The organism is Inquilinus sp. OTU3971, from assembly GCF_038440215.1.
Map to the genome: position 1 here is coordinate 1 of NZ_JASATH010000222.1, position 12,827 is coordinate 12,827.

Genomic DNA, 12,827 nt, shown 5'->3' on the forward strand with positions numbered 1-12,827 from the left:
TTAGCCCGCCCCGCTGTCGGCGTTATTGGTCTGGCTGCGCAGCGGCCGGTGCTCGACCCGCAGATAGGTCACCAGGCTGAGGGCGAAGACCGCCGCCACCGCCGCGAACAGCACGGCGAAGGCGCGGGCGATCTCGATGCGCTCGGCCTCGCTCAGCGGGCGGCGCACCAGGTCCTCCAGCCCCGAGACCGAGGCGACCGACGGGCTCCAGGCCACGATCAGCCCCAGCACCAGCGCCGACCCGGCGGCGACCAGGATGGCGCCGCCGAGGGCGCGGGAGAAGCCGACGGCCCCGGTGACCGCGCCGAGGTCGCGGATCGCGGCGGCGTTCTGCGACGCCACCATGCTGGCCGGGAAGATCGGGCCGACGCCGAGCCCGACGATCATCAGCAGGCCGGAGGCGACCAGCGGCGTGGTGTGCGTCGCCACCGCAGCCAGCACCAGCGCCGCCACGATCGCCACCGGCAGCCCGACCATCGGCGGCCGGCGATAGGTGCCGGTGCGGGTGATGTAGCGGCCGCACAGCGACGCGGTGACGGTGGTCGACACCATCAGCGGGATCATCAGCAGCCCGACCTCGCCGGTGCCGGCCTGCAGCGCCACCTGCAGATAGGTCGGCGCCAGCACCGCCAGCACCAGGTAGCCGCCGAAGGCGAGGAAGACCGCGGTCAGCACCGGCCCGACCACGGCGTCGCCGAGGAAGCGCGGCGGCAGGATCGGCTCCGCCACCCGGCTCTGGCGGCGGAAGAACAGCCAGCCGCCGAGCCCGGCCACCGCTGCCGCGGCGACCACCGGCAGCGAGGCCCAGGGGAAGGCCGTGCCGCCCCAGGACAGGCCGAGCAGCAGCGCCGTGGTGCCGAGGGTGAGGAGGGCGATCGAGACGAAATCGATCCGCGCCTTGACCCGCGGCACCGGCAGCTTGCGCAGCGCCCGGTCGACGATGCCGAGCGCCAGCAGGCCCAGCGGCAGGTTGATCCAGAAGATCCAGGGCCAGCCGACGTACTGTGTCAGGGCACCGCCCAGGGTCGGGCCGATCAGGGCGGAGCCGGCCCAGACCGTGGCGAAATAGGCGGCGTAGCGGCCGCGCTCGCGCGGCGCCACCACGTCGGCGATCACGGTCTGGGCCAGGGTCAGCAGGCCGCCGCCGCCCAGCCCCTGCAGGGCACGGGACGCGATCAGCATGGTCATGGAGGTGGACAGGGCGCACAGCGCCGAGGCGGCCAGGAACACGATCAGGCAGCCCAGCAGCATCAGCCGGCGGCCGTACAGGTCGCTGAGCTTGCCGAGGATCGGCGTGGCGCAGGTCGAGGTCAGCAGATAGGCGGTGACGACCCAGGAGATCAGCTCGAAATCGCCGAGTTCGCGCCCGATCGAGGGCAGGGCGGTGGCGACGATGGTCTGGTCCAGCGCCGACAGGAACAGCGCCAGCAGGGCGCCGAGCACGATGGTGTGGATCTCGGACTGGGTCAGGTTCATTTTTTGCCGCTTCCTCCCGCCCCGCGCGAGTCGGGACGCGCCATCCTAGCGGCTCGCGCCAGCGGGGAGGCCGGCGAAGGACCGGGACCAGCCTTGCGGGAGACCTGGCGATCACCAGCCCGCCCGCTTTTCCACTCTCCCCCTCCCGCAAGGGGAGGGGGAGAATAACAGAGCATCGACTTGACTCACCCGCCTCACCCCGCCGCGTCCTCCTTCAGCGGCAGCGTCACGGTCTGCACCAGCCCGCCGTCCGGCCGGTTCGCGATCTCGATGCGGCCGCCGGTGCGGTCGACGATCTCCTTGGCAATGGCGAGGCCGAGGCCGGCGCCCGGCACGGTCTGGCGCCGCGCCGGGTCGACCCGGAAGAACGGCTCGAACACCCGGGCCAGCAGCTCCGGCGGGATGCCGGGGCCGCGGTCGGTGATGGTGATGCGGGCCTCGCCTTCGCCCTCGCCCCGGGCCGCGTCCAGCGTCACCTCGGCCCCCTTGCCGTGGGTGGCGGCGTTGATCACCAGGTTGCGCAGCGCCCGCTTCAGCGCCAGCGGCCCGGCCTTGACCGAGGCCGGCTCGGCCCGCAGCAGCGTCACCGGCAGCCCCTGCTCGGCCAGCTCGGTGCTGACGGTCTCGACCAGCCGGTCGAGCCGCACCGGCTCGGCATCGCCGCCCTCGACCTCCTCGCGCACCAGCCGGATGGCGCTGTCGGCGATGCGGTCGAGCTCGTCGAGGTCCTTCAGCCAGGCGTCGCGCTCCTCCTCCGGCAGGAACTCGGCGCGGAGCCGCATCCGGGTCATCGGCGTGCGCAGATCGTGCCCGGCGGCGGCGACCAGGCGCATCCGGCTCTCCATCGCCGCGCGCAGCCGGGCGGACAGGCGGTTCAGCGTCTGCGCCGTCGTCCTCATCTCGGCCGAGCCGGTCTCCGGCAGCTCGGGCAGGGTGCCGTCCGGACCGATCCGGGCGATGGTGCCCTCCAGCAGGGCCAGGGGCCGGACCACCCGGTCGGCGGCGACCGCGGCGATGCCGATCGCCCCCAGCACCAGCAGCAGCATCCAGCCGGCGAAGGCCAGAGGCACGCCCTGCGGGATCGGCAGGTCGGGCATCGGCAGCCACAGCCAACGCTGCGGGTCGATCTGCACCGACAGGATCGACTGCCTGTCCGGGCCATTGTCGGTGACTTGCACCGGCAGGGCGGGGCCGGACGCCCGCATGGCATTCTGCAGAAGCTCGCTGCCGCGCGGGTCGGACATCCCGGGCGCCGGCATCGGATGCAGCTCGAAATCCGCCGCCCGCCCGGGGTTGTCGGCCGGTCCGATGCCGTTCTCGACCAGGTCGGCGATGAGCCGGATCTGCCGGGCGAAGGGCTCGACGGTGCGGGCCGGCGAGGGCTCGCGCAGCAGCAGCAGGGCGACGAAGCTGGCGATGCCGACCACGGCGATGATGGAAACCGCCAGCAGCAGGATGATGCGGGCGCGCAGCGTGTTCACGCCGGCCCTCCCATCTGCTCGACCGGGACGGCGAGCTGATAGCCGCCGTTTCGCACCGTCTTGAACAGCTGGAACCGGCCGCCATCGCCGAGCTTGCGGCGCAGCCGGCTGACCAGCACGTCGATCGACCGGTCCAGCGGCTCCGCCTCGCGGCCCTGGGTCAGGTCCAGCAGCTGGTCGCGCGACAGGATCCGGCCCGGCCGGTCCAGGAAGGCCAGCAGCAGCTCGAACTCGGCGCCGGTCAGGATCACCTCCTCGCCGGTGTCGTCGACGATGCGCCGGGTGGAGGAGTCGGCGACGAAGCTGGCGAAGCGGTAGCGGCCGAGCGGCGGCGTCTCGTCCGGCACGGCCGCCGCGGTCCGCCGCAGCACGGCGCGGATCCGCGCCACCAGCTCGCGCGGGTTGAACGGCTTGCCGAGATAGTCGTCGGCGCCGATCTCGAGGCCGATGATGCGGTCGACATCCTCCTTCAGCGCGGTCAGCAGGATCACCGGCAGATGCGGCTTGCGCCGGCTCAGCTCGCGGCAGATATCGAGGCCGGAGCCGTCGGGCAGCATGACGTCCAGCACCAGCAGGTCGATCCGGCCCGCGGCCAGCCGCTCCTCGCATTCGCGCCGGTCGGCCGCCAGGGTGACCCGGAAGTTCTGGCCGTCGAGATAGCGGCCGAGCAGACGACGGATCTCGGGGTCGTCGTCGACGACAAGGATATGGGGAGAAGTCTGCATCGATCGGGAAGTCGCCTGGGCTGTTGTCATGATCTTTACGGGGCCGGACGCGACGGGCGATGGATTTTCTGCAACGGAGTATTGCCGGCGGCCGGGTGGCAATGTTGGGAAATCAATTTCCTCTGCCGGTTCACATTCGGCAACAGGGCGACGAAAGGCAGCAACACGGCGCTCCTAGCTTCGCCTCGTTCACAGCAACAGGAGTCATCGATGAAATCCACTGTCGCCATCATCGGTGTTGCGACGGCCGGTGTCATCGGTCTCACCCTCGGCACGGTGATGAGCCCGGGCGGCATCGCCCTGGCCGACCCGGTCAATGTCGATGCGATCCACGCCGCCGCGCCGGACGCGCTGCCGCCAGGCCCCGGTCCGGACCGGCCCGGCCCCGGCTGGTGCCGCGGTCCGGACTTCAAGATGGAGCTGGCCCGCGACCTCGCTGGTCTCGAGACCCTGATCGGCATCCGCGCCGACCAGCTCGACGCCTGGCGCGACTACACCAGCGCCCTCCTGGCCGTGGCGGAGCCGCCGCGGCCGCCCATGCCGCCGATGGATGACAAGAGGCTGGAGGCCTTCGCCCCGGCCGAGCGCCTAGCCGATGCCGCCATCGCCCGGGCCGGGGCGGCGGAGACGCTGAAATCGGCGATCGCGACTCTGCGCGACAAGCTGACGCCGGAGCAGATCGCCCTGCTGCAGCAGGCGGAGCGGCACATGGGGCCGCCGCCGCTTCCCTTCCCTGGTCCCGGTCCGCAGGATCAGCGCTTCGGCCCCCCGGCCGAGCGTCCGGTGCCCCACGCCGGCTGACGGACCGGTCGGGCCGGCCCGGTGTTCCCCCCACGCAACCGGGCCGGCCCGATGGTTTCTGCCTCTTCCCGACACTGATCGGTCATCGTGAGATCACATCTTCTGCGGGGCACCGCGTCGCTGCTCGCCCTGATCCTGGCGGGCTGCGCGGTCGGCCCCGATTTCCAGCGTCCGGCCGCGCCGGGCGTCGGCCAGTACACGCCCGGCACGCCGCTGGCGCAGACCGCCTCTGCCGCCGTGCCGGGCGGCGCGTCGCAGCGCATCCAGAACGGCCGGGACATTCCGGGCGACTGGTGGCGCGTGTTCCGGTCCCAGCCCCTGAACCGGCTGGTGGCCGAGGCGCTGAAGGCCAACCCCGACATCCAGTCGGCCCAGGCGGCGCTGCGCCAGGCGCAGGAGAACGTCGCGGCCGGGCAGGGCGAGCTGTTCCCGACCGTTACCGGCTCCAGCTCCGCCACGCGGGAGCAGAGCAACAGCACGGTATCGACCACCGCCGGCTCGCGCACCGTCACCTCGGTCTACAACGTCACCGGCGCCTCGGTGGACGTGTCCTACGACCTCGACGTGTTCGGCGGCACCCGCCGCAACATCGAATCGCTGCAGGCCACGGCCGATTACGAGCGCTACCAGCTCGAGGCCAGCTACCTCACCATCAGCAGCAACGTGGTGACGGCGGCGATCCAGGAGGCCTCGCTCCGGGCCCAAATCGCGGCCACCGAGGATATCATCAAGGCCGAGCGCGCCTTCCTGGCGATCCTGCAGCAGCAGTTCGCGCTCGGCGGCATCTCGCAGGCCGATGTGGTGTCGCAGCAGGCCACGGTGGCGCAGGACGAGGCGCTGCTGCCGCCGCTGCAGAAGCAGCTGGCGCAGCAGCGCAACCAGCTCGCCGTCTATCTCGGCCGCTTCCCCAGCGAGATCTCGGGCGACGATTTCGAGCTGGCCGGGCTGACCCTGCCGGCCGACCTGCCGCTCAGCCTGCCGTCCAAGCTGGTCGAGCAGCGGCCGGACATCAAGTCGTCGGAGGCGCAGCTGCAGACCGCCAGCGCCAAGATCGGCGTCGCCATCGCCAACATGCTGCCGCAGATCACGCTCAGCGCCAGCTACGGCAGCAGCGCCGACAGCTTCGGCAACCTGTTCTCGCCCGGCACCATCGCCTGGAGCCTGGCCGGGCAGGTGGTGCAGACGATTTTCGACGGCGGCACGCTGCTGCACGACAAGCGCGCGGCCGAGGCCGGCTTCGACCAGGCGGCGGCGCAGTACCGCAGCACCGTGCTGTCGGCCTTCCAGGACGTCGCCGACACGCTGCACGCGATCCAGTACGACGCCGACACGCTGAAGGCGCAGCTGGCGGCGGAGCAGGCGGCCCAGCGCAGCCTGAACATCGCCCGCAGCCAGTACCAGGCCGGCGCCACGACCTACACGACCGTGCTGACCGCTCAGACCGCGCTGCTGAACGCCCGGATCAGCCGGATCGAGGCCCAGGCGGCGCGGCTCAGCGACACCGCGGCGCTGTACCAGGCGCTCGGCGGCGGCTGGTGGAACCGCACCGACGTCCCGGCCGGCAAGAAGCAACCCACCCCCAGCCTGCCCGATTGACGGATAGAGAGATGGCCAAGAGCAGAACGGCTTCGCTGATCCTCCGCATGGTGGTCATGCTGATCGTGATCGGCGTGATCCTGGGCGGCATTTTCGGCTTCCAGGCCTTCAAGAGCCAGATGATCGCCCAGGCGATCGCGGCCCGCAGCAACCCGCCGCAGACGGTGTCGACCACCACCGCGACCGCGAGCGACTGGCAGGAACGGCTGGAGGCGGTGGGCAGCTTCCGCGCGGTCAACGGCGCCGCCCTGTCCTCCGAGGTGGCGGGGATCGTCGAGGCGATCAGCTTCCAGGACGGCCAGGACGTCGCCGCCGGCACGCCGCTCTTGCAGCTGCGCGCCGAGGAGGACCTGGCGACGCTGAAGCAGTACCAGGCGGCGGCCGACAACGCCCAGGTCACCTATGACCGCGACCTGCGCCAGCTCAAGGCCCAGGGCGTCAGCCAGGCCACGGTCGACAGCGACCTCGCCACGCTGAAGCAGGCCCAGGCCCAGGTGGCGGCGCAGCAGGCGGCGATCGACAAGAAGACGGTCAAGGCGCCCTTCGCCGGCCGGCTCGGCGTGCGCCACGTCGATCTCGGCCAGTATCTCTCTGCCGGCACCGAGATCGTCACCCTGCAGTCGCTCGACCCGATCCTGTTCGACTTCACCCTGCCGCAGCAGGCCCTGGCCAAGCTCAAGGTCGGGCAGGCGGTGGCGGCGACGCTCGACGGCTATCCGGGCCGGAGTTTCGACGGCACCATCACCGCCATCAGCCCGCTGGTCGACAGCACCACCCGCAGCCTGACGGTGCGGGCCAGCTTCGCCAACCCGGACCACCTGCTGCTGCCCGGCATGTACGGCAAGGCCGCGGTCGCGGTCGGCGCGCCGCAGCGCTACGTCACCCTGCCGGCGACGGCGATCGTGTCCAACCCCTATGGCGACATCGCCTATGTCGTGGCCGGGCAGGGGGCCGCCCAGACGGTGAAGCAGATCTTCGTCACCACCGCCGGCAGCCGCGGCGACCAGGTCGCGGTGGCCAAGGGCGTGGCCGAGGGCGACACCGTCGTCACCTCGGGCCAGCTCAAGCTCCAGAACGGCTCGCCGATCACCGTCAACAACAGCGTGACGCCGCCGAACGACCCGGCCGCGTCCCCGGCGGACCCGAGCTGAAGGCGCCGCACCCGTGACCAAGCTCTGCACCGTCATCCCGGGCGCTGCGCAGCACGGAGTGATGCGCTGCAGACCCGGGATCTCCTCGACTCCGTGCCGAGATCCCGTGTCTGCGCCGCGGCACTTCGCGCCGCAGCGCGCACGGGATGACGATCGGCTTATCGGCTTGCTGGCATAAGGCGCCGCCATGAACTTCACCGACATCTTCATCCGCCGGCCGGTGCTGGCGCTGGTGGTCAGCCTGCTGATCGTGGTCCTCGGCTACCAGTCCTACGCCTCGCTGGCGGTGCGCCAGTATCCGAAGACCGAGAACGCGGTCGTGACCGTGGCCACGACCTATTCCGGCGCCGATCCGGACGTGATCGCCGGCTTCATCACCACGCCGCTGGAGAACGCCATCGCCCAGGCGAACGGCATCGACTACATGACCTCGACCTCGACCAGCGGCGTCTCGACCATCACCGTCAACCTGCGGCTGAACTACAACTCCGACGCCGCGGTCACCGAGATCAACACCAAGGTCAATTCGGTCCTCAACCAGCTGCCCTCGGGGGCGCAGCAGCCGACCATCACCCTGTCGGTCGGCCAGACCATCGACGCCATGTATATCGGCTTCTATAGCGACGTCCTGGCGGCGAACCAGATCACCGACTACCTGACCCGCGTGGTGCAGCCGAAGCTGCAGGCGGTGCAGGGCGTGCAGACGGCGGAGCTCCTGGGCCCCAAGGTGTTCGCGCTGCGCGTCTGGCTCGACCCCGACAAGCTGGCCGGCTACGGCCTGACCGCCACCGACGTCTACACCGCGCTCGGCAACAACAACTCGGTCTCCGGCATCGGCACCACCAAGGGCAACGCCACCCAGGTCACCCTGACCGCCTCGACCGACCTGCACGATGTCGAGGAGTTCCGCAACCTGGTGGTCAAGCAGTCGGACGGCGCCGTGATCCGGCTCAAGGATCTCGGCCAGGTCGTGCTCGGCTCGCAGGACTATGAGAGCCGGTCCACCGTCGACGGCCGCACCGGCATCATGATGGGCATCCAGGTGGCGCCGACCGCCAACCTGCTCGACGTCGTCGCCGGGGTGAAGGCGGCGATGCCGGGGATCGCGGCGCAGCTGCCGAGCGGGCTGCACACCACCGTGATCTACGATTCCAGCGCCTTCGTCACCAGCTCGATCGAGGAGGTGGTGACCAGCCTGGTCGAGGCGCTGGTGATCGTGGTGCTGGTGGTGTTCCTGTTCCTCGGATCGCCGCGCTCGGTCTTCATCCCGGTGGTGGCGATCCCGCTGTCGCTGGTCGGCACCTTCGCGATGATGCTGGCCTTCGGCTTCTCCATCAACCTCCTGACCCTGCTGGCGCTGGTGCTGGCGATCGGCCTGGTGGTCGACGACGCCATCATCGTGGTCGAGAACGTCAACCGGCACATCGAGGAGGGTGCGCCACCGCTCAAGGCGGCGCTCGACGCGGCGCGCGAGCTGGTCGGGCCGATCATCGCCATGACCGTGGTGCTGGTCGCGGTCTATGTGCCGATCGGCTTCCAGGGCGGGCTGACCGGCGCGCTGTTCACCGAATTCGCCTTCACCCTGGTCGGCGCCGTCGCCGTCTCGATGGTCGTGGCGCTGACGCTGACGCCGATGATGTGCTCGCGCATCCTGAAGCCGCATCTGGCCGACCGCAGCGGCTGGGAGGAGCGGCTGACGGATTTCATCGACCGCTGCTTCGAGCGCATCCGCCGGCCGTACCAGCGCCTGCTGCACGGCAGCCTGAACACCGTGCCGGTGACGGTGGTGTTCGCCGCCATCGTGCTCGGCAGCATCACCTTCCTCTACGCCGATGCGCAGACCGAGCTGGCGCCGAACGAGGACCAGGGCGCCGTCCTGGTCTCGACCACCAACCCGCCGCAGGCGACGCTGGCGCTGAAGGCCTCGAACTCCGACCAGGTGGCGGCGGCGATGCGGGCCTATCCGGAGACCGACCACACCCTCGGCATCGACAGCAGCGGCACCTCGATCGCGGTCCAGGTGCTGAAGCCCTGGGACCAGCGCGAGCGCACCGCCGGCACGGTGCAGACCCTGCTGCAGCAGGATATCGGCAAGATCGCCGCGGCCCAGAGCGTGGCCTTCCAGCCGGCGCCGCTGCCGGGCAGCAACGGCCTGCCGATCCAGTTCGCGATCGGCACCACCGGCAGCTTCGAGGAGCTGAACGACGTCGCCGCCGCCTTCCAGCAGGCGGCGCAGAAATCCGGCCTGTTCGTGTTCCTGACCCGCGACCTGCAGGTCGACAAGCCGCAGGCCGAGATCCGGATCGACCGCGACAAGGCGGCCGCGCTGGGCCTGACCATGAGCGATGTCGGCAACGCCATGGCCACCATCCTCGGCGGCGGCTACGTCAACTATTTCAGCATCGACGGCCGGTCCTACCAGGTGATCCCGCAGGTGCAGCAGCGCTCGCGCCTCAGCACCGACCAGGTGCTGAACTACCCGGTCACCGCGGTGGACGGCACCCAGATCCCGCTGTCGTCGATCGCCACGATCGAGACCGAGGCGGCGCCGCGCTCGATCTCGCATTTCCAGCAGCTCAACTCGGCCACCATCCAGGGCGTCCCGGCGCCGGGCATCTCGACCGGCCAGGCGCTGGCGCAGCTGAAGGCGCTGGCCGACCAGACGCTGCCGCCGGGCTACACGGTCGATTACGGCGGCCAGTCGCGCCAGACGGTGCAGGAATCGAGCGGCCTGGTGCAGATGTTCGCGCTGGCGCTGATCATCATCTTCCTGGCGCTGGCGGCCCAGTTCAACAGCTTCCGCGACCCGCTGATCATCCTGGTCTCGGTGCCGATGTCGATCGCCGGCGCGCTGGCCTTCATCAGCGTCGGCGTCGGCGGCGCGACCATGAACATCTACACCCAGGTCGGGCTGGTGACGCTGATGGGGCTGATCAGCAAGCACGGCATCCTGATCGTCGAGGTCGCCAACAGCCTGCAGCAGGCGGGCAAGAGCAAGCGCGAGGCGATCGAGGGCGCCGCCTCGATCCGCCTCAGGCCCATCCTGATGACCACGGGGGCGATGGTGCTGGGCGTGCTGCCGCTGATCCTGGCCACGGGCGCCGGCGCGGTGTCGCGCTTCAACATGGGGCTCGTCATCGCCAGCGGCCTGACCATCGGCACGATCTTCACCCTGTTCGTGGTGCCCGCCGTCTACATGCTGCTCGCCGCGGACCACCACGCCGAGCGGGTGGGGGAGGCGGAGCCGAAGGCGACGGAGGCGTGATCCCGCGGGTGATGACCGGCTACCCCGAAAGGGGTAGTTGAGTGCCCCTCATAGAATGTTATGGTTCTGATGCTTCGGCCGAGGAAATGAATGTGTTCGGACCGTCATCCGGCACACGGTCTTGCGGATAAAATATTCCTGCCCGTGTTGACGGATCGGGAAGGAACGCTTGGAGCTGGAAAAGGCCGCCGGTGTTGGCGGCCTTTTCCATGTCAGCCAGCCTTTTCCAGTCAGGCCGCGCGGGCTTCGATCGGACGCGCCCCGCGAGACGAATGGGCGCTTTTGGCCGCGTGCAGCTTGAAGGCGACCTCCGTCCGGTTCCGGGCCTGCAGCTTTCTCATGATGGCCCGGATGTGGACCTTCACGGTGCTCTCGCAGAGATCCAGCTCATAGGCGATGATCTTGTTCGGCTTTCCGAGGGCGACGGCATCGGCGACGGCGGACTGCCGTTCCGAAAGGCCGAACATGCTGTGGACGGATGACGGGCGGTCCGGCCGCTCATGGCCGGCGTTCCGAAGAGCGCTGGCAGGGATGAAACTGCCTCCGGCCATCGCGAGGCAAAGCGCCCCGATCACGACATTCAGGCTGACGCTGGTCGGGATGTAGCCGCGGGCGCCCTGCGCCAGGATCTCGGCAATATGATAGGAGTCCTCACTTTCGCCCATCACGACGACGGGGGTGCCGGGATGGTTGTCGACCAGGCCCCGAAGCTCGTGTTCGAGCGACGGGCAGTCTTGGCCGGCCGCGCCGCCTTCCAGGAGGATCAGCGACGTGTCGCTCCGGTTCGCGCTCAACTCCCACTCACCGACATTGGCGAAGGCCTGGGCTCGAAATCGGCCGTCGGTCGACGCAAGCGCCTGCGTCAGGGTCTCCCTGCCCAGGGCGCGTCTGTCGATGACCGCAACCCTGACCAGGCTGGGGGCAGGGCTGGCAGTAGCCGGGTCGCCGTCGGGATGGTCGTGATCGAGGTTCGATAATACCGCATTTTGGTTGCTGATGTCAGACATATTGGCATCGGAAAGCATGATGTTCTGCTCGATTGTTTGATCTGTGGCTAGTCTTTGGTCTTTCTTTCCGCTTTTTTATTTCGTATCAAAAGGATGTTTATTTTCTCTATATCGGCTGTTTTGGTGGTGGTGCCGATAAAGGCACGTCCAAGCCGGCCAGCCTCGGTTCGGTTAATTTGTATGATATTTTACCTAAAAGCCACAAATCTCTGCGTGGGCCTTCCGTGCCGGCATACCTAAAAGGTTGTATGGCATAGCCAAGCACTCGCCGGAAGGCTGCAGGCCACGGCCGAATGCGACACCCTTCTGGATGAGGCGCTCCTTCTTGAATTCGTGAATTCGGTGACAGAGCATAAAAGCGGTGGGCATCCTGGCGCCGCCGTCGCGAAGCCACTGCTCTCCATGGCCGACCAGCAGAAGCTCCGCCCGTCGGGTGGTCTCGGGCCTCTCCCTGGTCAAGCCCCCTTCCGGCTGAGGAACAATCCCATCTCCGTCCGGACCTCCAGCACGCCGCCCGCCTGCCGGAACGCGCGGTCGATGGCCTCGCGAAAGGCCTCCTGCTGAGGCTCGCTGGCGGTCTCGCCCGGCGGAAAGGACGTCAGCGCCAGGAACACATCCTCGGGATCGGTGATCCGGAGGCTGGCCGGATGCCGGGACCAGACCACGTTGCCGAACTGCGACTGCATCAGCCGCTCGGCCGAGTCGAAGCCGAAGATCGCCGCCATCGGCTCGGACGGGGCGCCGCCGAACACGGTCGTCAGCTCGTACAGCTCGCGCATGTTGCCGGCACCATTGGTGGTGACCGCCAGGACCCCGCCGGGCCTGAGCACGCGCGCCATCTCGGCGACGCCGGCGGCCGGATCGGCCACGTGATACAGCATGTGCATCGCGACGACGGCGTCGAAGCTGCCGTCATCGAACGGCAGGGCTGCGGCGTCCGCCTGCCGGCCCGCGACCGAACCGAACGGCAACGGCCGGCACCGGCCCGTCGCCTCCTCGACCATGCCCGGCGACTGGTCGGCCAGGGTCAGCGCGAGCCGGTCCGGCAGCCTGTCGGCTACCGAGGCCCAGAACCAGCCCGGGCCGCAGCCGATGTCGAGCACGTGATCGCCGGCCCTGAAGGGCAGTTGCTGCGCCACCCAGGCGAACCAGGGCGTCTCGGCCACCATGTATTCCCGGTGCAGGCGCGCCCGCGCCGCGAGCTTCCGGCTGTCGCCGTACTGCCTGGCCATGCCCGCGGATGGGGCACCGCCCTGGTCGTTGCCACTCATGACGCCTCGCTCGACCGTTCCGGCGAGCCTATGCGCCGGCCGGGGCGGGCGGCA

Annotated in this window: 9 protein-coding genes; 4 read left to right on the forward strand and 5 right to left on the reverse strand. The window is 69.6% G+C overall.

The window, feature by feature from the left end:
- The 3 genes from AAHM41_RS34875 to AAHM41_RS34885 all read right to left on the reverse strand — a co-directional run bounded on the left by AAHM41_RS34875 (position 1) and on the right by AAHM41_RS34885 (position 3,682).
- Positions 1-1,476, reverse strand: coding sequence for an MDR family MFS transporter (locus AAHM41_RS34875; RefSeq protein ID WP_342241231.1), 1,476 nt, complete (start codon positions 1,474-1,476; stop codon positions 1-3).
- Between the two features lie 194 nt (positions 1,477-1,670).
- Complete coding sequence (locus AAHM41_RS34880; protein WP_342241232.1) at positions 1,671-2,957, reverse strand: ATP-binding protein; 1,287 nt, start codon at positions 2,955-2,957, stop codon at positions 1,671-1,673.
- Positions 2,954-3,682, reverse strand: coding sequence for a response regulator (locus AAHM41_RS34885; RefSeq protein ID WP_342241233.1), 729 nt, complete (start codon positions 3,680-3,682; stop codon positions 2,954-2,956). The genes AAHM41_RS34880 and AAHM41_RS34885 overlap by 4 nt, the downstream gene beginning before the upstream one ends.
- 210 nt (positions 3,683-3,892) lie before the next feature.
- Here AAHM41_RS34885 and AAHM41_RS34890 point away from each other — a divergent pair, with 210 nt between their 5' ends.
- The 4 genes from AAHM41_RS34890 to AAHM41_RS34905 all read left to right on the forward strand — a co-directional run bounded on the left by AAHM41_RS34890 (position 3,893) and on the right by AAHM41_RS34905 (position 10,495).
- Positions 3,893-4,483, forward strand: coding sequence for a hypothetical protein (locus AAHM41_RS34890; protein WP_342241234.1), 591 nt, complete (start codon positions 3,893-3,895; stop codon positions 4,481-4,483).
- 87 nt (positions 4,484-4,570) lie between these two features.
- A complete protein-coding gene (locus AAHM41_RS34895) occupies positions 4,571-6,079 on the forward strand; it encodes an efflux transporter outer membrane subunit (RefSeq protein WP_342241235.1) in 1,509 nt (502 codons plus the stop codon).
- An 11-nt stretch (positions 6,080-6,090) separates the two neighbouring features.
- The gene (locus AAHM41_RS34900; protein ID WP_342241236.1) at positions 6,091-7,230 is read left to right on the forward strand and encodes an efflux RND transporter periplasmic adaptor subunit; all 1,140 of its coding nucleotides are present in this window, start codon (positions 6,091-6,093) and stop codon (positions 7,228-7,230) included.
- A 187-nt stretch (positions 7,231-7,417) separates the two neighbouring features.
- Positions 7,418-10,495, forward strand: coding sequence for an efflux RND transporter permease subunit (locus AAHM41_RS34905; protein WP_342241237.1), 3,078 nt, complete (start codon positions 7,418-7,420; stop codon positions 10,493-10,495).
- A 230-nt stretch (positions 10,496-10,725) separates the two neighbouring features.
- Here the strand turns inward: AAHM41_RS34905 and AAHM41_RS34910 are convergent, their stop codons facing one another.
- Positions 10,726-11,520: a response regulator transcription factor gene (locus tag AAHM41_RS34910; RefSeq protein ID WP_342241238.1), complete on the reverse strand. Its 795-nt coding sequence runs from the start codon at positions 11,518-11,520 to the stop codon at positions 10,726-10,728.
- Between the two features lie 437 nt (positions 11,521-11,957).
- The coding region (locus tag AAHM41_RS34915) for a class I SAM-dependent methyltransferase (protein WP_342241239.1) at positions 11,958-12,827 on the reverse strand (870 nt) is incomplete at its 5' end.

Bases quoted from the DNA above. Each gene is read 5' to 3' on its own strand.
- AAHM41_RS34875 (WP_342241231.1), bottom strand. From the start codon at position 1,476: ATGAACCTGACCCAGTCCGAGATCCACACCATCGTGCTCGGCGCCCTG.
- AAHM41_RS34885 (WP_342241233.1), bottom strand. From the start codon at position 3,682: ATGCAGACTTCTCCCCATATCCTTGTCGTCGACGACGACCCCGAGATC.
- AAHM41_RS34890 (WP_342241234.1), top strand. From the start codon at position 3,893: ATGAAATCCACTGTCGCCATCATCGGTGTTGCGACGGCCGGTGTCATC.
- AAHM41_RS34900 (WP_342241236.1), top strand. From the start codon at position 6,091: ATGGCCAAGAGCAGAACGGCTTCGCTGATCCTCCGCATGGTGGTCATG.
- AAHM41_RS34905 (WP_342241237.1), top strand. From the start codon at position 7,418: ATGAACTTCACCGACATCTTCATCCGCCGGCCGGTGCTGGCGCTGGTG.
- AAHM41_RS34910 (WP_342241238.1), bottom strand. From the start codon at position 11,520: ATGCTTTCCGATGCCAATATGTCTGACATCAGCAACCAAAATGCGGTA.